Source organism: Halalkalibacter nanhaiisediminis (assembly GCF_007830185.1).
Lineage (GTDB): Bacteria > Bacillota > Bacilli > Bacillales > Bacillaceae_D > Halalkalibacter > Halalkalibacter nanhaiisediminis.
Genome location: NZ_VLKZ01000008.1, coordinates 128,350 through 149,755 on the forward strand (window position 1 = coordinate 128,350; position 21,406 = coordinate 149,755).

Genomic DNA, 21,406 nt, shown 5'->3' on the forward strand with positions numbered 1-21,406 from the left:
GTACGTCTAAATCTTATACTTCGCATCTCTAACATAGCTACCTGTATTCTTGTTACTTACTAGTAAAAATATGATGGCTGAAACCAGAGGTAAGATTGAACAAACGATGATGACGCCGATCCACCCAAAGCCCGACCAAATTGTTCCTAATGCGGTTCCTCCCACGCTTGCGCCAATATAATAACTAACTAGATAAAAGCTTGTTGCCCCACTTTTGTGATGGCTTGCCGTATTTCCGATCCAAATTGACACCATTGAATGAGCGATGAAAAAACCAAAACAGATAAGAGACAAACCAACAACGACAGATAACGTATTCAAAACAATTGTAGTAAGGTTCCCAATCATCATAATCAAAACCCCAATGAACATGATTCGCTCAGAACAATAATGAATAGCGAAACGACCAACAAGAGGAGAACCAAGGACGCCAAATAAATAGGTGAAATAAATAAGTGAAATCACTCGAACTGAAAGGAAGAATGGTTCCTTTTCTAAATAAAATGGAACATATGTCCAAATACCAGAGAAGCCAAATTGCAGCATCATTCCAAAAATAAATGCAAATAACAGCATTGGATTTTTTAAATGTGTAGCCATTCCAAGTAAATCGCTTGTTAGTGTTCGATCATGACGTTGAAAAAAACGCGATGTAGGAATTAAATAAAACGAGAGACAGCAGATAAGGACACCAACAATGGCAAGAGCGAAAAAACCAGCTTGCCAAGTTAATTGGTCAGCAAAATATCCTCCAATATAACGACCACCCATTCCTCCCAATGCATTGCTAGCAATATAAAGAGATACCGCAAGTCCCCGACTACCTTCTGAAACTTCTTCACTGATGTAGGAAACCGCTACAGCAGGAAGTCCCGCTAATGTCAGACCAGTTACAAATCGCCACATAAGTAGCCACGAAAATGAGTCAAAGAGAGGGATCATAAAAAGAGGAATCACAGATAGACATAATGTCCAGCGAATAATAGCAACACGACCAATTCGATCTGAAAGAAAACCAAATAGCAACAAGCCAATAACAAGTGCTATCGTTGTTAAAGAAAGGGACAGACTTGATATGGTAGGCGATAGTTGAAATTCCTTTGTATAAAGCGGCAACAATGGTTGAACAATGTATAAGTTGCCAAAGATTAAGAACGATGCCAGTGTCAAACCGGTGGATACTTTCCAAAAATCAACTTGATTATGCTGATATGGATATGCGCTTTTCTCTCTCTCCATTAGTCCACCTCTAATTTTTCTATGATTGATTCTTAGGTCAAAACTCTTCACTTTTTATTTTCACTTAAAAGCTCTCCACTGAACTCATATATTTTAAGAAAACAAGACTGAAAACCAACTACTAGGTTTTCAGTCTTTTCACGACAATAGTTAACTATTTATCCTAAACTATCAATTGTCTTAACTGACTCAAAAAGTTCTGAAATGGTATCCAAAGTTTCTAACGCTAGTACCCTACTAGCAAATATTTTCCGCTGCTCAATCGGTAAATCTTTTGCCAATTTCATAAACTTGTCAATCAACTCGTCTGATGTCACTGGATTTTCTGGGTCCCCCTTTGGAAAGTCGGTTTGTTTCGTAATTATACTTCCATTTTTCAGGTGTACATCAACCTTAGCTCCCCACTTTTCAGGATACGCCGCATCAATTTCTGGATCGACGACTACCTTTACACGTTCCATTAACGAACGAATTTCTTCATCCCAAAGCGTGGCATCATTAAAATCATCAAGACCTCCTTGTCCTTTTAACAAGGCAAGAGCTGTACAAAATTGCAAACTGAATTTTGAAGCGTATTGCGTTGTCGGATCAACATTATCTGTAATATTAATCGCTACCTGATATGTCCTTACAATAATGTTATCAACGTCTGCTACATTAATTTGTTTTTCTTTTACCAATTCAATCATTAAATCCATTGCATGATGAGTATGACGACAAGATGCATGGATCTTAAATGAATTTTCTACAATTTTAAATTCTTCTCCTAGGCGATTAATCACTTTATTTTCATCATACTTTTCGCTCATCGCCTTAAAGAATCCTCGGTTACCTTCTAAAATTTTACGGGCGCCAGTAAATCCTTTTTTCGCAAGAATGGTACTAATTACTCCGTTCATAGCTGCCTTACCAGGGTGAAGTTGCTTTGTCATTGCCCCGTCTTCAATAAACTCCCATAAGCCGGCCGCTTGAGTTCCAGCATTCCCTAATGCATGAATGATTTCTTCTTCGTTGAGTCCAAGTAATTTAGCACTGGCAGCAGTGGCTCCGAACGTTCCGCATGTTGCTGTATTATGCCAGTAATAATAATGTGAAGGAGTCACTGCTTCACCGATGCGATAACAGACTTCATATCCAATAGCAACGGCTGTAATCAAATCTTTTCCGCTTAAAGCTTTCCATTCTGCCATAGCAAGCGCAGCAGGAACAACAACAGTAGCCGCATGAATGATCGAAGCTTTATGAATATCATCTAATTCGACGATATGACTAGCCGCTCCATTTACAAATGCCGCATTCATCACTGATGATTTTCCACCAGTCACTAATGTCGCCTGCTCTTCTCCTCCCATTTCCTTAACAAGCTCATCAATCATTTGAATGGGTTCCTTCTTTGCCCCCGCAAATGCCGAACCAAAATAATCTAGAATACACAATTTCGTAAATGAAATAACCTCATCCGGTAAATCTTCATAATTAGTCATTGTGATATAACGAGCTATCATTGGGCTTAACTCCATTATTCTTCCTCCCTTAACTACTGAATGAATGTGAAAGGTCCCTGCGTATAACAAGGACCAAAGTTAATTTAAAAAGAACGTGGTAAACCTAGTACATGCTGTCCAACAAAACTGACGACGAGGTTGTTTGTAATTGGCGCAACGATAAACAATCGAGCTTCACGGAATTTCCGTTCAATATTGTACTCTGTCGCAAAACCATAGCCACCATAAGTATCCATAGCAGCATTTGCAGCTTTCCAAGTTGCCTCAGAAGCAAGGTACTTTGCCATGTTCGCTTCCGCTCCACAATTCTCACCAGCATCAAACATCTCTGCTGCCTTATCACGCATTAATTTTGCAGCTTCAATGTCCATATACGCTTTTGAAATCGGGAATTGTACACCTTGATTTTGTCCAATTGGACGATTAAAAACGATGCGCTCATTCGCGTAATTTACAGACTTATCAATAAAATACATCCCATCACCGATGCTTTCTGATGCAATAAGAACTCTCTCGGCATTCATTCCACTTAATACATAACGGAAGCCTTTTCCTTCTTCTCCAATTAAGTTTTCGACCGGTATCTCAACATTCTCTAAAAACACCTCAGTTGTCGCGTGGTTAATCATGGTATCAATCGGACGAATCGTAATGTTATCTTTTTGGTCCTTCATATCTAAAATGAACAAGCTTAATCCGTCCGTTTTTTTCGCAACTTTATCTTTCGATGTCGTTCTTGCAAGTAACAGCATTAAGTCCGAATATTCAGCGCGAGAAGTCCAAATTTTCTGACCGTTAACAATATAACGATCTCCTCTTAGTTCTGCAGTTGTCGTAATACTCGTTGTATCACTTCCTGCTGTAGGCTCTGTAATTCCAAACGCTTGCAAGCGTAATTCGCCACTCGCGATTTTAGGTAAAAAGCGTTGCTTCTGCTCCTCATTACCATGTCTTAGAACAGCACCCATCGTATACATTTGTGCATGACCCGCACCTGCATTCCCTCCAGAGCGATTGATTTCTTCCAAAATCGCTCCAGCCTCCACCATCCCGAGTCCTGCTCCACCATATTCTTCTGGGATTAAGACTGATAACCAACCTTCTTCGGTTAAAGCTTTAATGAATTCTTCAGGGTAGGCATGCTTTTCATCTGTTTCTTTCCAATAAGTTTCTGGAAATCTCTCACAAAGAGCGCGAACACTGCTACGTATTAAATCCAATTCTACTTTTGTACTAACTGCCATGGTTAAATCCCCCTTAGTATATTCATAGATTTTTGCCATTCACTTGAGTGAATAGAATGACGAACTATTTAACTGTTATTAACCAATTTTCTTTTCCTGCAAAATAAGTGATTTTTCAAGGATTTCAACGATATCAAGAGTTTGAACATCTTCTTCAACTTCATTTGCTTTTGTTCCATCGCTAAGCATCGTTAAACAGTACGGACATCCAGTGCCGATAATAGAAGGCTTAACTTCAAGCGCTTGCTCGGTCCGTGCCACATTTATTCGCTGGCCTACATCTTCCTCCATCCACATCATTCCTCCACCCGCTCCACAGCACATTCCCCTGTCACGATTTCGCTCCATCTCGACAAGTTTGACACCTGAAATAGCTTGTAAAATTTCTCGGGGTGGGTCATATACCTCGTTATAACGGCCGAGGTAACACGAATCATGGTACACAATGGTTTCATTTACCTCACGCTGCGGTTTAATCTTACCTTCACTAAGTAACTTTGCCAGTAACTCTGTGTGGTGGTACACTTCTACTCCTTCAAGACCGAACTCTGGATACTCGTTTTTAAATGTGTTATAAGCATGAGGATCAATTGTTACGATTTTCTTGATATTATACTTTAGAAAAAGTTCGATATTTGAAGTTGCTAATTCCTGAAATAGAAACTCGTTACCGAGACGACGTGGTGTGTCACCTGAATTTTTCTCCTTGTTTCCGATAATCGCAAAAGTCACTCCAGCTTCATTTAATACTTTTGCAAATGATTGCGCAATTTTCTGACTGCGCTTGTCGTAGGACCCCATAGATCCAGCAAAGAAAAGAAATTCAAACTCTTCACCTTCCTTCTCCAACTCCTTAACAGTAGGTACATAAATGTCATCACGACCTTCACGCCAATTTTCACGTTCTTTACGGCTAATCCCCCACGGATTACCTTGCCTCTCGATGTTTTGTATTGCGCGCTGTGCATCACTATCCATCTTACCTTCAGTTAGGACGAGATAACGGCGCATATCAATGATCTTGTCGACATGTTCATTCATTACCGGACATTGATCTTCACAATTTCGGCAAGTCGTACAAGCCCAAATTTCTTCTTCTGTAATGACATCACCAATTAAACTGACATCATAACCTGCCGCCGCTTCTAAACCGCCCGTGCCTTGCATCGCAAGCTGATTTGCCAATGTATTCGAGAAAACAAACTGCGGCAACCAAGCCGATTTCGATGTAACTGCTGCTCCCTTTTCTGTTAAGTGATCACGCATTTTTACGATTAAATCCATTGGCGATAACATCTTTCCAGTTCCAGTTGCAGGACACATATTTGTACAACGTCCACATTCAACACATGCATAGAGATCAAGAAGCTGCTTTTGGTTAAAGTCTACAATCTTATTAATTCCAAACACTTCTTTATTCTCATCTTCAAAGTTAATCGTTGATAGTTGACCAACTTTGTGTGTCCGACCTAAAAACACATTCGCAGGACCGGCTATCAAATGAGCATGCTTTGACTGTGGTACGTAAACAAGGAATGTAAGTAAAAACAACAAATGCATCCACCAAAAAAGGAAAAATAATACACCTGCAACTAATGGACTGATCCACCCAAATATAGCAGCAAGACCAGATGCAACTGGCTCGAATCCACTTAACGATTTTTCAAGCCAAATGATTTCCATACCTTTTGCAAGAAGCTTTGATGTCATCAAGCCCCCAATAAAGATGAGGACAAGACCAGCTTTCCAACCTCGCTTTAATCGAACCAACTTTTCAATATAACGTCGATAGAACGCCCATCCAACGGCTACTAAAATCATCAGCACAACGAATTCTTGAAAAAGGGTGAAATAAGGATAGACTGAGCCGAATGGTAAATGCGATCCTACCGCAATCCCTTTCCAAATTAAATCAATCGCTCCAAGCTGAACGAGCAGAAAACCATAGAAGAGCATGAGATGAATAATCCCACTTTTCTTATCTTTCATCAGCTTTTTTTGTCTAAATACATTCACCCATACTGTATCAAAACGTTCTTTCATTGTATGATTAAATTCGGCCTTTTTCCCTAGCTTAATATATTGATATCTTGTTTTGACAAGAGTTATAAAAAGGTAGAGAGCATAGCCAGTTACCATAAGAAAAAGAAACAAATTGACAAACGAAAGAACGGACATAACTAACACTCCTAAGTTCTATAATGAGTGGACTGCCTTTAACTCTTCAATTAATAAAGGAACAACCTCAAACAAATCCCCTACGATTCCATAATCAGCCACTTCAAAGATAGGTGCTTCAGGATCTTTATTTATCGCGACGATCGTTTTAGAGTTGGACATACCAGCCAAATGCTGAATAGCACCTGAAATACCCACTGCAAAATATAAATCAGGTGTAACGACTTTTCCTGTTTGACCAATTTGGAGAGAGTAGTCGCAATAATCAGCATCACACGCACCCCTTGAAGCCCCAACTGCACCACCAAGTAAGTTAGCAAGATCTTGAAGCGGTTTGAATCCTTCACTACTCTTTACACCACGTCCACCAGCAATAACAACTTTCGCTTCAGTTAAATCGACACCGCCTGTTGATTTTTGCACAATTTCTTTTATGATCGTACGTAAATTTTTAAGATCTACAGTTAATGTCGAGACATCTCCACAACGTGTCTCGTCCTTTGCAAGTGAAGCAATATTATTTGGACGAATCGTCGCAAATAATACACCCTCATTGATTTTCTTCTTCTCAAATGCTTTCCCTGAGTAAATTGGACGAGTAAATACAGGTTCATCACCTTGAATTTCAATTGAAATAACATCTGAAATCAGACCTGCATTAAGTTTCATCGCTAGTCGAGGTGATACGTCCTTTCCAAGCGCCGTATGTCCAAGTATGACAGCTTCTGGATTTTCTAGATCGAACACTTGCAATAACGCTTGCTGATGCGCATCTGTTGTAAAACTTTTCAACTCTGGATGGTTGACAACGACAACACGATCCACTCCATAATGAATCAATTGGTTCGCTAAGTCGGTAACACTTTCTCCAAGTAAAACACCAACTACTTCCCCACCATCTGCTACTACTTTTCCTGCAGCAACCGCTTCAAACGATACATTTCGTAATTCTCCACTTCGAACTTCTCCGACTACAATTACTTTTCTCGCCATCATAATCCCCCTATTAAATGACTTTCGCTTCTGTTCTCAGTAGTGCTATGACTTCTTTTACTTGATTTTCAATATCCCCTTGAAGTATTTTTCCGGCTTTTTTTTCTGGACGCAGAAAAATCTCCACTGTACTCGTTTTTGCGCAAACATCATCGTCCTCTAAATCAAGATCATCTAGATCAAGATTTTCAAGTGGCTTCTTTTTTGCCTTCATAATCCCGGGCAATGATGGATATCGCGGCTCATTTAATCCTTGTTGAGCGGTAACAAGAACTGGTAAAGTAACTTCTATTGTTTCCTCATCCCCTTCTACATCACGAACGATTGTCGCATGCCCATCTACAACTTGAAGCTTTGTAATCGTTGTCACTTGTGGAATCTTTAATAACTCAGCGACTCGAGGACCCACTTGTCCGGACCCACCATCAACCGTAACATTGCCTCCAAGAATGATGTCATACTCTTTCTCCTTTAAGTAAGTAGCGAGTAGTGTAGCCGTCGTGAACTGGTCGAGTTGTTCTACATCTTCACTATTAATTAACACCGCTTTATCAGCTCCCATTGCAAGAGCAGTTCGAAGTTCTTTCTCCGCTTCCTCTTCTCCTACTGTTACAACTGTCACTTCTCCACCATGTTCATCTCGCAAGACTATCGCTTCTTCAATTGCATATTCATCGTAAGGATTGATAATAAATTCAACCCCTCCTTGATCAATCACACCATTTTTAAGGGAAATTTTTTCTTCCGTTTCGAATGTGCGCTTCATAATTACGAAAATGTTCATCAAATCATTCCTCTCTGATCACTGGCTGATTTTTTGTTTTTATTTCCCCTGCCAATTTGGTTTCCGTTTTTCATTAAAGGCCATTATGCCTTCCTGACGATCTTCAGAATTAGCGCATTTGTAATATTGATCTAACTCAATGGTTAATGCAGTATTAAGATCTGTCTGCAAACCATTGTTAACCGATTGCTTTATAGCTTTCAATGATAATGGAGCATTTTTAGCAATGTCTCTAGAAATTTCTAACGCTTTATCGATTAACTCCGATGCAGGCACAACATCATTTACTAGACCAACTTCCTTTGCCCGTTCAGCAGGAATCTGATTACCTCGGAACAGAAATTCTTTTGCAAGACCAACTGGAATCGCCCGTGGTAACAGTTGCGTCCCGCCAACACCTGGGATAATACCGATTTTAACTTCGGGCAAGCCTACTTTCGCATGATCAGCAATAATTCGAAGGTCACAACTTAGCATCATTTCCATTCCACCACCAAGAGCATACCCGTTAACAGCAGCAATAACTGGATACTGGAAATTTCGAATCATTGCATACGCTTCTTCAAAAATATCATGCTGGCGATGCCATTGCTCATTTGTCATTCCCTTTCTTTCTTTCAAATCAGCACCAACGCAGAAGCTTTTTTCACCCGAGGCTGTATAAATGAGTACACGTAAATCCTTCTGTTCTTTTAAATAGGTAAAGCATTGAATTAGATCAAGCGCCATTTGTGTATTTAGCGAATTCATCGCTTCTGGGCGATTTAACGTCAGTGTATATATACCCTCTGTTTCTTGATCTTGCTCTAATGTAATCGTTTCCCAATTTGTCATAATATTTCCCTCTCTTTACTCGTATTTATGATGGAATCGGATATTTACGATCAAATTTTCCTGCTTTTAAAATACAGCTTGGTAGCTCGTGACCAATGAGACGTTCCAAAATAGAAGCGGTTTCAATTAACTGGTCTAAATCGATCCCTGTGTCTATTCCCATACTATGTAACATATGGACAACATCTTCCGTACAAACATTACCGGTTGCTCCTGGTGCAAATGGGCATCCTCCTAATCCGCCAAGAGCGGTATCAAAGCTTCTTATTCCTGCTTGAACCCCAGCTAAAATATTTGTCAGACCCATGTCCCTTGTATTATGAAAATGAAGATTAAATGTTTGCTCTGGAAATTGATCAAGCAAACTGCTACTCAGTTCATAAACCTGTCTCGGATTTGCCATTCCAGTTGTATCTGCCAACGTCACTACATTTGCCCCCGCGTTGATCACTTGTTTAACAATCAAATGGATCTGACTGACAGACACTTCACCTTCGAACGGGCATCCAAATGTGGTTGCAATGGATACATCAAGTTTCATACCATTTTGATCACAGAATTCTTTGATAATTCTAAAATTCTCAAGTGATTGTTCTGTTGTTTGACGAATATTCTGCAAATTATGGGTATTACTTGCTGAAAATACGATGTTTAGTTGCTTTACCCCGAATATTGCCGCTGTCTCCGCTCCCTTTAAATTGGGAATTAAAGCAATCAATGTTATCCTATTAGTATCGTTTAACTTATTGTACAGTTCCCCGCTGTTCGCCATTTGCGGTACAAGTGTTGGATGTACAAATGAACCAAATTCAATCGTCTTCACATTCGCTTTCAATAACTCCATTGCGATAATTTTCTTTTCATCAGTTGTTAATAGTTTTTGTTCAAGCTGCAACCCATCTCGTAACACGACTTCGTTAATGTTCACTGATTGTGGCCAGTTCATTTCCTTCCCCCTTGTTTGGAAAACCAATTTATATTTGTTTATACGCTTAGGATATCGTATCCAATATTTTTTGTCTATATTTTCAAAAAATTTTTATTATTCATTTAAACACATTATGGTATATTGTATTTATTTCAAACTTGTAAAAAGGATGTGTAAAGGTATGGAACTTCTAATGATTTTTATTAATATCATTGTCCCCATTTTCGTGATTGTCGCTATCGGGGCCTTGATGCACCGCACTTTCCATCTTGATTTAAATACTCTAGCAAAATTAAATATCTATTATTTAGTGCCAGGATTAATATTTGTTAGACTATATGAAACTGAATTTACGTGGCAATTATTTTTGGATGTTTTTCTTTTTTTTATATTCCTAACTGTCTTTTTGTATTTTGTATCCAGTTTTTTTAGTCGTCTATTTCATTTCAACAAAAGCATGCGAATTTCCTTTTCTCACAGTGCACTTTTCTATAATTCTGGAAATTACGGTGTTCCAGTCAACGACCTCGTCTTTCGTCAAGACCCCTATGCCATGTCGATACAAGTAATTGTATTAACTTTTCAAAACCTACTCGTTTATTCTTACGGGGTATTCACTCTTCAAGCCGCAAGCCTTGGCAAGTTAAAAGCATTTATTACATATCTTAAATTACCAATAACTTATGCGATGTTAACAGCGATCATATTAAATGTTTTTAACATCAAGTTGCCTTCTTTTTTGTACACACCAACAAGCTATATAGCAGATGCACTCATCGGAATTGCCTTATTAACACTAGGAGCTCAAGTGGTCCAACTTAAATTCTCAAAAAATTTATTTACCGTTTATTTAAGTGTCTTCGTTCGTTTGATTCTTAGTCCTGCCCTTGCATACGTGGCGATTTTGATTTTGCAAGTAGATGGCGTAGCTGCACAGGCGATGTTTATCTCTTCGGCAATGCCAAGTTCTGTTAACAGTGCGATCATTGCACAGGAATACAAAAATGAACCAGAGTTTGCTGCTCAAACCGTGCTTGCGTCAACTGTCTTTAGTATGGTTACAGTCACTGTCGTCATCTATCTTTCAAAGGTCTTATTTTAAGTCAATACTATCTCCTCTTACACACTATCCTTTTTCTTTAAAACCCCAAAAAAGCGTTGAGATTTTTTCAACGCTTTTTAAAATATCCGATACGCGTAAATTACAACGTTCTAAGCACAATCCCTACTGCTTGTTTATAAACAGGATAATCAATCATTTTCCCATTCAAACTAATCGCAGCAATTCCCTTTTCCTCTGCTTCTTCAAAAGCATTAATAACCTTTTTAGCCCAAGATAGTTCTTCAGGAGATGGAGTAAGAATTCGATTAACTATCTTAACCTGGTTAGGATGAATACATAATTTAGCTAGTAAGCCTAGCTGCTTTGCACAGTCCGTTTCCGCTTTCAACCCGTTCTCGTCTTTAAAATCAGTAAAGACAGTATCGATTGGAGGATCTATTCCTGCAGCTTTTGATGCAACAACAAGTGTTGACCTAGGATAAAGCAGTTCATCTTGGGAAACGGTCTTTGAAATACCAAGGTCAAGACAATAGTCGATCGCACCAAATGCAAGGCGGCTAACTTTCTTACTCGAAGTTACTAATTCAGATGCAGAAACCATACCTTTTGCTGTTTCAATAATTGGAAAGATCCATTGGTTTGCTGACAATTCCTTTTTCAACTTATAAATAGCCTCTGCGGACTCAGCTTTTGGAAGCATAACACCTGAAAACGGAATTCGTACAGCAAATGCGACATCTTCTAACCAAAACGCCCTTTGACTATTATTTATTCAGACATATATTTTTTTCAAAGAATTGCTAAACTGATTCATAGTTTCTACAACCATTTGACGAGCCGTTGCCTTTTTATCAAAGGCAACGGAATCTTCAAGATCAATTATCACAGCATCACATGGACTTTCTATTGCTTTTCTTATTCGTTCTGGACGATCTGCTGGAACGAATAAATAAGATCTTTCCAAAATGAAATTCCTCCTTTTTGTTTATCTTGTGAGAAATAAGGAGATTTCAGGAAATAACATAATTAAAATTAATACAAATATGAATAATCCAAAAAACGGAACTACACCTTTGATAACGTTTTCAACTTTATCTTTGACTATTCCACTAACCACAAACAAGTTTAAGCCAACCGGAGGTGTGATCATACCCAGCTCCATATTTACAACCATGATAATCGCAAAATGAATCACGTTGATATCCAAAGCCTGGATTATAGGTAGTAAAATCGGTAACGTAATAAGAATAATCGCTGTTGGTTCCAAAAACATACCAAGAATAAAGAATAAGATGTTTACAATGATTAAGAACGTCCACTTATTAAATTCGCTGTCACTGACCCATGCTGCAAACGCTTGTGGAACTTGTTCTGTTGTTAAAAACATTCCAAAGACAAGTGCGGAGGCAATGATTAAGAAAATCATCGCAGTCGTGTTAACAGATTCTGACATAATTTTAGTGAACTTATCCCATGTCAATTCACGATAAATAAATACCGAAACAATGATTGAATATAATACAGCTAAGAAAGAAGCCTCTGTTGGAGTAACGACACCAGTGTAAATACTACCAAGAATTAATACTGGCATGATTAATCCCCAAAAAGCCTTTATTGTCGGCTGCCAACGTTCTGACATTGGTACTTTTTCCAAACCTCCGTAATTTTTCCGATAAGCAATAAAAATCGCGTAAACAATTAACACTCCACCTAATAAAAGACCGGGTAATATTCCTGCAGAAAACAGCTTTCCTGTTGACTCTTCAGATACAGCTCCATAAAGAATGAGAGGGATCGAAGGTGGGATTAAGATTCCAAGCGTACCAGCTGAGGCAACAAGCCCCATTGCATATTTTTTATCGTATCCTGCATTAACCATCATAGGAATCATAATAGCTCCGATAGCTGCAGCAGTTGCTGGACTAGAACCAGAAATTGCAGCAAAAATCATACAAGTAACAACTGTAACAACTGACAAACCACCCTTTGTATGACCAATCCAGACTCGGATACAATCAATTAAATATTTAGATATTCCGCCTTTCGCCATAAGTAATCCAGCCAAAACGAACCCAGGGATTGCCATTAACGTTGTGCTATTTATACCGGAGAACATTTTCTGAATAACGGTATTAACTGAAAAGTCGACCAAGAGTAAAGCAACAATACTAGATGCGCCTAAACTGATCGCAACTGGCACACGTAAAAAGAGGAATACAAATAACAATAATAGTAATACTACTGTTGCCATTCTGCTTCATCTCCTTTTTCCAAGTCTACTTTATTAGTAAAAAACCTATAAGCTTTTTCAATAAAGCGGATCAATAAAAGTACTCCAGCAATCGGCATAATTAAATACGTAATCCAAATAGGTACTCCAACATCAATTGTCCTAATTCCCTGTGCATATGCCGTTAATACCATATCCATTCCAGCCCAAATAAAAAACGCACTGAAAGCGGTTCCAACAATAAGCGTAACAATTTCGCAAACCTTCTTCATGCCAGGTCCAACCCGATCATATACAACATCGATCACAATGTGTGAATCATCTCGTAATGCAGTAGAAAACCCGATAAAAATTGCCCAAACAAAAAGCATCGTAAAAATTTCCGTTGCCCAACTCTGTGATGAACCTACAACATAACGCATAAAAACAGAGTAAAGACTAATTCCAGTACCTGCCAGTAAGAAAACTGCAGTAAAAATGTTTTCAATTTTAGATAAAACTTTCATTTTTTCACACCACCCTTTTCAGCTTAATTTCAATATAAAGTTCATTGATAGGAATCCCCCTTTTTACCCTCCTCTCGATAAGATTGTATTTTGGATACCATTCTTGAAATTCATCATAATACAGCTAATCGAAATAAACAAGCAAGAAAAATAAGAAAATACAAAATATTTAAAATTCAATTTACACTACTGAGAAAATGTGTTAATTTAAAAATACTTTCGTATCCGAAAACCAAAGGCAACTCTTTAAATCTAAAATTTGTCATTTTTGTTTAAATTAATAAGAGAAATACTTCAGCGAAAGTTGATTGCAGATTTAATTGTAAGCCCTTTCATAATAGGTTTTAAAAACGCTTAAGGAGGTGATTAATAGTTGTAACATTTATTTAGTTCAAGAGATAAAGAGTTTGTTTCGTTGTTAATCTTAAAAAGAATTAGGAGGTAAGCTATTTATGAAAAAGAAGCTATTTGGATTGTTGACGGTATTACTTGTTTTCGTTCTTGCTGCATGTGGTGGTAGCAGTGACAGCACCTCAGCTGGAGAAGAAGGTACTGCCAGTGATGAAATTCAAGAATTGACGATTAAATTTGCGCACGTTGTTTCTGAAAATACACCGAAGCACCAAGGTGGCTTAGCTATGAAAGAGTATATTGAAGAACATTCTGGTGGTAAAATCAAGGTTGAAATTTATCCAAACAGCTCTCTTTTCGGTGACCAAGATGAATATCAGAACTTAGTAGCAAACAATATCCAATTCATAGCCCCTGATGTAACAAAGTTTGTTGGTCATAATCCACAATTCAATGTACCTGCTCTCCCTTTCTTGTTTGATAATGACGAAGCAGCAATTGCTTTTTGGGATGGTGAAAAAGGAAAAGAAATTTTGAATAGCCTAGAAAGTGATGGTGTAATTGGACTTTATATGTGGCCAAACGGTGGGAAACATATTACAAACAACGAACGACCGCTTGTTACTCCAGAAGATTTTAATGGCTTAAAATTCCGTACACAGGGGGGACAAGTGCTTGAAGAACTTTATACAACTTTAGGAGCTGGTTCTGAATCGATTCCGTTCAGTGAATTGTACACAGCACTAGATCAAGGTGTTGTAGATGGACAGGAAAACACGTTTAGTAATATTGAATCCAAAAAATTTGACGAAGTACAAGATTATATGAGTGTAATGAATCACACACGTGTTGATTATGCCATCTTCACTAATACCACATTCTGGAATAGTATGAATGATGCAACAAAAGAAATCGTTCAAGCTGGTGTTGAAGAAGGAACTCGTGTAGCTCGTGAAGAATCTCAAAAACTAAATGCAGCTGCTTATGAAATTATTAAAGAACGTGGTGAAACTGAAATTATCGAATTGACGCCGGAACAAATTGAAGTATTTCGTCAAGTATTAGAACCAATATATGAAGAATTCGAAAGTGCAATCGGTGCTGATATCATTGAGGCCGCACGAGCTGCTAATGAAGAATATGGTAATGCAACCGAATAATAACACATATATTACTTGAGTAAAAGGTTATCGAGAATTAAATTCGGCAACTTTTTTCTTTCTAACATTTATTAGTATACGATCTATGACATAATTAAAAGGTGAGAAGAAACTCTTCTCACCTTTTAATTGTTACCGCTTTTCTTCTTTTTCGATTTCTTCAAAAACCTCTTGTGCCGTTCTAAAACTATCGATAGCAGCTGGGACACCACAATAGATTGCACATTGTAAAAATACTTCCTTAATATCATCTTTTGTTAATCCGTTATTAATTGCACCACGAACATGAAGTTTTAGCTCATGAGGTCGATTTAATGCCGTGATCATAGCCAAGTTCAACATACTTCTCGTTTGTTTTGATAGACCAGGTCTCGTCCATATCTCCCCCCAACAATACTCGGTAACTAATTCCTGCATCTCTTGATTAAAATCCGTTGCATTTTGAATAGATTTATCGACATACTCAGCCCCTAGCACACTCCGACGCACATCAAGACCTTGATTGAATTTTTCTTCGTTCATTAAAAAAACCCCTTTCGATTCTTAATTAATTAGTAGCTTTAAACCGCTTTCATAATTAAATATACAGAGATTATTTTAAACTGACTTCGAAACTTACAAGTAATCGAGAAAGAGCGATGTTTTTACTAGGTTGTTAAACCGTTATGTCATCTCCCTTCCGAAATATTTGTTTGAAAAATCGAAAAACAATTACTAAATATAGGATACTGGATACATGATAATTTGTCTATAGCTTGTTGTGTAAAGCGGGAGATCTTTTTATTAAATTAGTCAACATCAACACGGTCGCTTCGCAAGCTACAAGTTTAAAAAAGCTATCGATGAGTTCGACAGCTTGAGTCATTATTAAGACTGATTTCCCGATTTATCAATAAATTGAATAAGATTATCCCGTGTTCTTAAAATATGTTTCTCCATCACTTCCCTAAGCTCTTTAGGTTTTTTTTGTTTAACATATTCTAGCATTATAAAATGCTCTTGATGTGCTTCCTGCAAGTGATTGGACAAAAGGCTTGGTGTATAAGGTGGGATCCCTTTCCATAATGCTTCTATCAACCCATGTATTCGTCTCCATGGACAACCCTCACGTAACACTTGGTGAAAACGTGCATTTAATTGCATATACTCTTCGACATCTTTCTCGTCTCCATTTAACTCGATCATTCGCTCATACAAATTCTCTAATTCTTTAATTTCTTCTTCCTCTAGAAAAGGTAACGATTTTTCAACAGCCTGCCCTTCTAACAAAGCTCTCAACTGATAAATTTCCTCAATATCTTCCACTGAAATCGGCGTAACAATGGCACCGCGACGTGGTTCTATACGTACAAGTCCCTCAACTTCAAGCTGTCGAAGTGCTTCACGGATCGGCATTCGACTTACTCCTAGTTTATCTGCCCACTCTTCTTGAATTAAGCGATCGCCTACTTTAAATTCACCTTTTAAAATAACTTCACGTAATTTAGTTGTTACTCTATATTGTAACGTTGCCCGGTCTTGCTCAGTTAAACGAAACTTATCCATCTTTCCACCTCAGTTATTATCTTTACTAATTTTAGTATATAGATAATTAATTATGGATTCAATAAACTTCTATTATGAAGGTATGTTGTTTATTAAACAAATCACGCTTTTATTTCAACATCCGCCATCTCTTCAATAAATTTAACGATAGCAGTATGATCCATTTCTGATCCGCCTTGTGTCCAAGCATGTTTCCAAAGCTGATAAACAGCGCTTGAAATAAACATTGGTGTTTTTTGTTCCTCTGCCATGTTCATCGCAATCATTAGATCCTTTACCATTAAATCAAGGGTAAATCCAACTTCAAATTTTCGTGTTAACACTTGTGTCGGAAACTTAAAATCGCTTGAAAAACTTTTCCCTGTACTACAATTAATGACATCAAGCATCTTGTTTGGATCTAAACCAAGTTTCACACCGAGCGCCATTGCTTCACCAGTGACCGCTAAGGTCGTTGCTGATATTAAATTATTTAACGCTTTGATCGTATGCCCTGCTCCAACTTCACCTACATGAACAATATTTGAACCTATGTGATTTAGAAGTGGCTGAGCTTCTGCAAAAACGTCTTTACTCCCTCCGACCATGATAGTCAGTGTACCATCCTCAGCCTTTTTTACACCTCCGCTAATCGGCGCATCAATCATTCGAAATCCTTTTTCTTCTATGATTCCTGACAATTCTTTTGTTACAGAAGGAATTGATGTTGTCATTTCAATTAAAACACTGTTTTCCTGAAATCCTTCTAATAAACCATTACCACCTAGCAACGTTTTTTTAACAATGTCAACGTTAGGCAAAATTGTAATGATGTATTGATAATGTAAGGCAAGCTGAGCTGGACTTTTAACAACCTCTGCTCCTAAAGCTGCCACTGATTCTAGCGCATCTTTATTTAGATCAAACACACCAACTTCTACACCCTCTTCCAAAAATCTTCTCACTATTCGTCCACCCATATTTCCAATCCCGATAATTCCAACTCTCATCATTCTCATCCCTTCTATGTTCACTTTTTCTTTTTTCATTATTTCCGATGCAAGATTTATGCCAAGTATAAAACCTGAAAACATTGAATTTTCCCTTGTTTTATATATTGAATCCATTATACAATATCCTTAATCTATTCATTTTTGAATAATTTAAGAGGGTGATGATCATGGTTGATTCATTAGCATTCGTTGAAATGGAAGCAATCTTTAACGCCTGTTATGATGGGATTTATGTTTGTGATAAAAATCTTGTTGGAATTTGGGTGAACGAGGAATTTGAAAGGACATCAGGTATTCCTAGTCATATATGGAAAGGCAACTCTCTCTTTGACCTAAAAAATAAAGGCTACATAAAAAAAATCGTAAGTCTTCGTGTATTAGAAGAAAAAAAAGAAGTTACGATGCTGCAAACGTTTAAAACTGGAAAAACAGCACTCGTGACAGGAACACCTATATTTTCAAATGGTACAATCGATAAAATAGTCACTACAACAAGAAATTTAACAGACCTTAACCGATTATCTAACGAAATAGAGCGAAGTGAGCAACTCAAAAAACAGTATCAAAAAGAGTTAGAACTATTGAAACAAAAGGAAAAAGTGACAAGACATATTATTTACAAAAGTCCACCTATGAAAAAAGTAATTGATCTAGCCTTTCGTGTCTCACAAATCGACTCCCTTGTCCTCTTACTAGGTGAATCTGGTGTTGGTAAAGAAATTATTGCCAATCTACTCCATGAAACAAGCCAGCGTAAAAATATGCCCTTTGTAGAAGTAAACTGTGGGGCAATTCCAAAAAATTTGCTTGAATCTGAACTGTTTGGTTATGTAGGGGGTTCTTTTACAGGAGCAACTAAACAAGGAAAAAAAGGACTGTTCACCCAAGCTAACCATGGAACAATATTTCTCGATGAGATTGGTGAACTCACTCTCAATTTACAAGTTAAACTTTTGCGTGTTCTTGAAAATCTCAAAGTTACTCCTGTAGGGGGAATCGAATCAAAACAACTCGACATCAAAATAATTGCAGCAACAAATCGTAATTTAGAGCAAATGGTTCAAAACGGAACTTTTAGAGAAGATCTTTATTATCGACTTAATATCATTCCCATTCACATTCCTCCTCTTCGTAATCGTAAGGAAGACATTATCCCATTGTGTGAGCACTTTCTTGCTTACTATAATAATAAACATAATCAAAACCGTTATTTTCATCACAGCGTCCTACAGGCTTTTGAAAACTACCATTGGCCTGGTAATGTTAGAGAACTAAGGCATCTTATTGAACGATTAGTCGTATTAAGCAACAAGTCATGTATTGAGACGATACAATTACCACTTGAATTTAAGTATTTTTCTAAATATTCGATAAACAGTGAATTCGCTTCATTAAAAGAGATCGTCGAAAATGCCGAAAAGTTTACGATTCAAACGGCACTCGTTAAATATAAAAATGCTAACCAAGCAGCAAAGGCGCTTCAAATAAGCCAACCGACCATGTCACGAAAAATGAAGTATTACAAATTAAATTAATATTCATATTTGGATAGTTTCATTTAGATTTGAATAAATTTTTTATCGTTTAGTTAGAAATGATTATAACGCTGTTTACAGCCTTACTTTATCCTTCTATTTGTGAAAAACAAGCATTACCGAAATCGAACTGCACCCCAATTGTTAGACACGATCTAACAATTGAGGTGCAGTTTTTTTGTATATCTACATAGCAAGAAATAATCTAGTTGTTTTTGTACTTATATCTTACCCCAACAAAAAGAAACCCCACGGTTAAAAAAGTGGAGTTTCCAGAAAACTATACTTATACTGATTGATATTTATCAAACTCTTTTTTCACTTTCTCATCTGGAGCTGGAGTTAACATGCTAACTAGCCAAATAGCTAGTAAACTAACAATAAAGCCAGGAATAATTTCATAAAGGTTATTTGCTAGTGGTGGAATATTGGCCCATAATATCACAGTTCCAGCTCCACCAATCTTCCCAGCTAGTGCTCCCCATTTGTTCATGCGTTTCCAATATAAGCTTAGCAGAATTACTGGTCCGAAAGCAGCACCAAATCCAGCCCATGCATATCCAACGAGAGACAAAATCGTCGCATTATTATTAAGAGAAATGATGACTGAAATAATGGAAACGATTAATACAGATAGCCTACTGATCAGAACAAGCTCTTTATCTTTTGCAGATCGTCGGAAAAAAGTCTTATAAATATCTTCTGTTAACGAACTTGCTGTCACAAGAAGCTGTGAAGATAATGTACTCATCACCGCTGCTAGTAAAGCCGCTAGCAAGAACCCAGTAATAATAGGATGAAATAGAATTTCGCTTAATTTGATGAAAACTGTTTCTGGATCCGTGAGGATAACGCCTTGCTGCGAAAAATAAGCTATTCCAATAAATCCTGTAAACATAGCCCCTACTAAAGAAAAAATCATCCAACCTATGCCGATACGTCTTGCCCTTTTTATCTCTTTAACAGAGGATATCGCCATAAAACGTACAATGATATGAGGCTGACCAAAATAGCCAAGCCCCCAAGCCATTAACGAGATAACCCCTAACAGACTTGTCCCAGTAAAGATGTTGAACAATTTCGGATCGATTCCTTGAATTTCATTAAAAGTTGATCCAAAACCACCAATTTCGATTAAAGTCACAGCTGGAACTAAAATCAGGGCAGTCACCATAACTAAACCTTGTACAACATCTGTCCAGCTTACTGCTAAAAAGCCACCGAATAAAGTATAGGCAATAACAACTAATGCGATAAGCCAAAGACCTAGATGATAATCAAGATTAAATGTCGTTTCAAAAAGAACTCCACCTGACACCATTCCTGAAGAAACATAAAAAGTAAAAAAGACGATAATCACTAAACCAGAAATTAATCGTAAGGCGTTAGATTGATCGCCAAAACGATTCTCTAAAAAAGAAGGAATCGTCATCGAATTATTAGCAACCTCAGTATAAACCCTTATCTTTGGAGCAACATAAAGCCAATTCAAGTAAGCACCAATCGTCAAACCAATCGCAATCCATGATGCACTTAACCCTTGCACAAACATAGCACCTGGAAGGCCCATTAGTAACCATCCACTCATATCAGATGCACCAGCACTAAGTGCGGTTACTCCTGGTCCAAGAGATCTCCCTCCTAGCACATAGTCAGATAAATTTGAAGTTCGCTTGTACGCGAGATAACCTATTAACAACATACCAATCATATAAATAATAATAGGAATCAGCAATTCTGTATTCATAACTACCTCCTGTTCTCTTTTTTTCATCCTTAGAAAAAGCTATAAAATTCTCAATAAAATATAAAATAGCTATAGCTATACTTTAAAATCTTATATAGCATATAGACAAACTGAATCATTTATAATGTTTGAAATGGACACTAAATTAATCATTTAACGTATTTTACATTACAGCATCCTTTATTTATACAAAGAAAAAAGCATTCCTTTAAGGAATGCTTTTAAATGCCCGGCAACGTCCTACTCTCACAGGGGGAAGCCCCCAACTACCATCGGCGCTGAAGAGCTTAACGACCGTGTTCGGCATGGGAACGGGTGTGGCCTCTTCGCTATCGCCACCGGACTTTTGAACATGAGATAAAGATTATCTTTGTTCAACTATGTTGTTGAAAGAAAGGATTCTCTCAAAACTAGATAATGCCTACACGACGTAGGTACTTGGCGTTGTTCACAGGACGTGAACGCACTTAGCGAAGTCACCTTTCATCGTGATGCAAGAAACAACGTATCAAGAATGTTTTTGGATAAGTCCTCGACCGATTAGTATCTGTCAGCTCCACGTGTCGCCACGC

General features: G+C 37.6%; 17 protein-coding genes, 1 rRNA gene and 1 pseudogene. 3 read left to right on the plus strand and 16 right to left on the minus strand.

What is annotated here, in order from left to right; genetic code table 11:
- Positions 1-6: 6 nt before the first annotated feature.
- From IQ10_RS14415 to IQ10_RS14450, 8 genes are all read right to left on the minus strand, one after another.
- Complete coding sequence (locus tag IQ10_RS14415; RefSeq protein ID WP_144451194.1) at positions 7-1,239, minus strand: MFS transporter; 1,233 nt, start codon at positions 1,237-1,239, stop codon at positions 7-9.
- Between the two features lie 158 nt (positions 1,240-1,397).
- Positions 1,398-2,759 carry an MmgE/PrpD family protein gene (locus IQ10_RS14420; RefSeq protein ID WP_144451195.1) on the minus strand — a complete coding sequence of 454 codons (1,362 nt, stop codon included), beginning with the start codon at positions 2,757-2,759 and terminating at the stop codon, positions 1,398-1,400.
- 68 nt (positions 2,760-2,827) lie between these two features.
- Positions 2,828-3,988, minus strand: a complete 1,161-nt coding sequence (locus IQ10_RS14425) for an acyl-CoA dehydrogenase family protein (RefSeq protein ID WP_144451196.1) — start codon at positions 3,986-3,988, stop codon at positions 2,828-2,830.
- A gap of 78 nt (positions 3,989-4,066) precedes the next feature.
- The gene (locus tag IQ10_RS14430) at positions 4,067-6,166 is read right to left on the minus strand and encodes a heterodisulfide reductase-related iron-sulfur binding cluster (protein WP_144451197.1); all 2,100 of its coding nucleotides are present in this window, start codon (positions 6,164-6,166) and stop codon (positions 4,067-4,069) included.
- A gap of 18 nt (positions 6,167-6,184) precedes the next feature.
- Positions 6,185-7,159, minus strand: a complete 975-nt coding sequence (locus IQ10_RS14435) for an electron transfer flavoprotein subunit alpha/FixB family protein (protein ID WP_144451198.1) — start codon at positions 7,157-7,159, stop codon at positions 6,185-6,187.
- A gap of 13 nt (positions 7,160-7,172) precedes the next feature.
- Entirely contained in the window at positions 7,173-7,943 is a 771-nt protein-coding gene (locus tag IQ10_RS14440) for an electron transfer flavoprotein subunit beta/FixA family protein (RefSeq protein ID WP_144451199.1), read from the minus strand.
- Between the two features lie 39 nt (positions 7,944-7,982).
- Positions 7,983-8,777, minus strand: a complete 795-nt coding sequence (locus IQ10_RS14445) for an enoyl-CoA hydratase/isomerase family protein (protein ID WP_144451200.1) — start codon at positions 8,775-8,777, stop codon at positions 7,983-7,985.
- Positions 8,778-8,802: 25 nt separating this feature from the next.
- A complete protein-coding gene (locus IQ10_RS14450; protein WP_144451201.1) occupies positions 8,803-9,723 on the minus strand; it encodes a hydroxymethylglutaryl-CoA lyase in 921 nt (306 codons plus the stop codon).
- Positions 9,724-9,886: 163 nt separating this feature from the next.
- On the opposite strand from IQ10_RS14450, the gene IQ10_RS14455 reads away from it, so the two are divergent.
- A complete protein-coding gene (locus IQ10_RS14455; protein WP_144451202.1) occupies positions 9,887-10,807 on the plus strand; it encodes an AEC family transporter in 921 nt (306 codons plus the stop codon).
- Positions 10,808-10,907: 100 nt separating this feature from the next.
- Here IQ10_RS14455 and IQ10_RS18450 read toward each other — a convergent pair.
- From IQ10_RS18450 to IQ10_RS14475, 3 genes and pseudogenes are all read right to left on the minus strand, one after another.
- Positions 10,908-11,732: pseudogene (locus tag IQ10_RS18450) on the minus strand (HpcH/HpaI aldolase/citrate lyase family protein).
- Between the two features lie 21 nt (positions 11,733-11,753).
- Positions 11,754-13,019, minus strand: a complete 1,266-nt coding sequence (locus IQ10_RS14470; protein WP_144451205.1) for a TRAP transporter large permease — start codon at positions 13,017-13,019, stop codon at positions 11,754-11,756.
- Positions 13,007-13,504, minus strand: a complete 498-nt coding sequence (locus IQ10_RS14475; RefSeq protein ID WP_144451206.1) for a TRAP transporter small permease — start codon at positions 13,502-13,504, stop codon at positions 13,007-13,009. Before IQ10_RS14475 ends, IQ10_RS14470 begins: the two co-directional genes overlap by 13 nt.
- A gap of 452 nt (positions 13,505-13,956) precedes the next feature.
- On the opposite strand from IQ10_RS14475, the gene IQ10_RS14480 reads away from it, so the two are divergent.
- Positions 13,957-15,015: a DctP family TRAP transporter solute-binding subunit gene (locus tag IQ10_RS14480; protein ID WP_144451207.1), complete on the plus strand. Its 1,059-nt coding sequence runs from the start codon at positions 13,957-13,959 to the stop codon at positions 15,013-15,015.
- 132 nt (positions 15,016-15,147) lie between these two features.
- On the opposite strand, the gene pcaC is transcribed toward IQ10_RS14480, so the two are convergent.
- The 3 genes from pcaC to IQ10_RS14495 all read right to left on the minus strand — a co-directional run bounded on the left by pcaC (position 15,148) and on the right by IQ10_RS14495 (position 17,666).
- Positions 15,148-15,537: a 4-carboxymuconolactone decarboxylase gene (pcaC, locus tag IQ10_RS14485; protein ID WP_144451208.1), complete on the minus strand. Its 390-nt coding sequence runs from the start codon at positions 15,535-15,537 to the stop codon at positions 15,148-15,150.
- Between the two features lie 345 nt (positions 15,538-15,882).
- Positions 15,883-16,560: a GntR family transcriptional regulator gene (locus IQ10_RS14490; RefSeq protein ID WP_144451209.1), complete on the minus strand. Its 678-nt coding sequence runs from the start codon at positions 16,558-16,560 to the stop codon at positions 15,883-15,885.
- A gap of 101 nt (positions 16,561-16,661) precedes the next feature.
- The gene (locus tag IQ10_RS14495) at positions 16,662-17,666 is read right to left on the minus strand and encodes an NAD(P)-dependent oxidoreductase (protein ID WP_144451210.1); all 1,005 of its coding nucleotides are present in this window, start codon (positions 17,664-17,666) and stop codon (positions 16,662-16,664) included.
- A 53-nt stretch (positions 17,667-17,719) separates the two neighbouring features.
- Between IQ10_RS14495 and IQ10_RS14500 the strand changes: the two genes are divergently transcribed.
- On the plus strand, positions 17,720-19,087 hold the full coding sequence (locus tag IQ10_RS14500) for a sigma-54 interaction domain-containing protein (RefSeq protein ID WP_158640053.1): 1,368 nt from the start codon (positions 17,720-17,722) through the stop codon (positions 19,085-19,087).
- A 286-nt stretch (positions 19,088-19,373) separates the two neighbouring features.
- Here the strand turns inward: IQ10_RS14500 and putP are convergent, their stop codons facing one another.
- On the minus strand, positions 19,374-20,834 hold the full coding sequence (gene putP, locus IQ10_RS14505; RefSeq protein ID WP_144451212.1) for a sodium/proline symporter PutP: 1,461 nt from the start codon (positions 20,832-20,834) through the stop codon (positions 19,374-19,376).
- A gap of 227 nt (positions 20,835-21,061) precedes the next feature.
- Positions 21,062-21,177 (minus strand): 5S ribosomal RNA (gene rrf, locus IQ10_RS14510).
- Between the last annotated feature and the right edge of the window lie 229 nt (positions 21,178-21,406).

Excerpts from the sequence above, each read along its gene's own strand:
- IQ10_RS14415 (WP_144451194.1), bottom strand. The coding sequence starts at position 1,239 with ATGGAGAGAGAGAAAAGCGCATATCCATATCAGCATAATCAAGTTGAT.
- IQ10_RS14420 (WP_144451195.1), bottom strand. The coding sequence starts at position 2,759 with ATGGAGTTAAGCCCAATGATAGCTCGTTATATCACAATGACTAATTAT.
- IQ10_RS14425 (WP_144451196.1), bottom strand. The coding sequence starts at position 3,988 with ATGGCAGTTAGTACAAAAGTAGAATTGGATTTAATACGTAGCAGTGTT.
- IQ10_RS14430 (WP_144451197.1), bottom strand. The coding sequence starts at position 6,166 with ATGTCCGTTCTTTCGTTTGTCAATTTGTTTCTTTTTCTTATGGTAACT.
- IQ10_RS14435 (WP_144451198.1), bottom strand. The coding sequence starts at position 7,159 with ATGGCGAGAAAAGTAATTGTAGTCGGAGAAGTTCGAAGTGGAGAATTA.
- IQ10_RS14440 (WP_144451199.1), bottom strand. The coding sequence starts at position 7,943 with ATGAACATTTTCGTAATTATGAAGCGCACATTCGAAACGGAAGAAAAA.
- IQ10_RS14445 (WP_144451200.1), bottom strand. The coding sequence starts at position 8,777 with ATGACAAATTGGGAAACGATTACATTAGAGCAAGATCAAGAAACAGAG.
- IQ10_RS14450 (WP_144451201.1), bottom strand. The coding sequence starts at position 9,723 with ATGAACTGGCCACAATCAGTGAACATTAACGAAGTCGTGTTACGAGAT.
- IQ10_RS14455 (WP_144451202.1), top strand. The coding sequence starts at position 9,887 with ATGGAACTTCTAATGATTTTTATTAATATCATTGTCCCCATTTTCGTG.
- IQ10_RS14470 (WP_144451205.1), bottom strand. The coding sequence starts at position 13,019 with ATGGCAACAGTAGTATTACTATTATTGTTATTTGTATTCCTCTTTTTA.
- IQ10_RS14475 (WP_144451206.1), bottom strand. The coding sequence starts at position 13,504 with ATGAAAGTTTTATCTAAAATTGAAAACATTTTTACTGCAGTTTTCTTA.
- IQ10_RS14480 (WP_144451207.1), top strand. The coding sequence starts at position 13,957 with ATGAAAAAGAAGCTATTTGGATTGTTGACGGTATTACTTGTTTTCGTT.
- pcaC (WP_144451208.1), bottom strand. The coding sequence starts at position 15,537 with ATGAACGAAGAAAAATTCAATCAAGGTCTTGATGTGCGTCGGAGTGTG.
- IQ10_RS14490 (WP_144451209.1), bottom strand. The coding sequence starts at position 16,560 with ATGGATAAGTTTCGTTTAACTGAGCAAGACCGGGCAACGTTACAATAT.
- IQ10_RS14495 (WP_144451210.1), bottom strand. The coding sequence starts at position 17,666 with ATGGATTCAATATATAAAACAAGGGAAAATTCAATGTTTTCAGGTTTT.
- IQ10_RS14500 (WP_158640053.1), top strand. The coding sequence starts at position 17,720 with ATGGTTGATTCATTAGCATTCGTTGAAATGGAAGCAATCTTTAACGCC.
- putP (WP_144451212.1), bottom strand. The coding sequence starts at position 20,834 with ATGAATACAGAATTGCTGATTCCTATTATTATTTATATGATTGGTATG.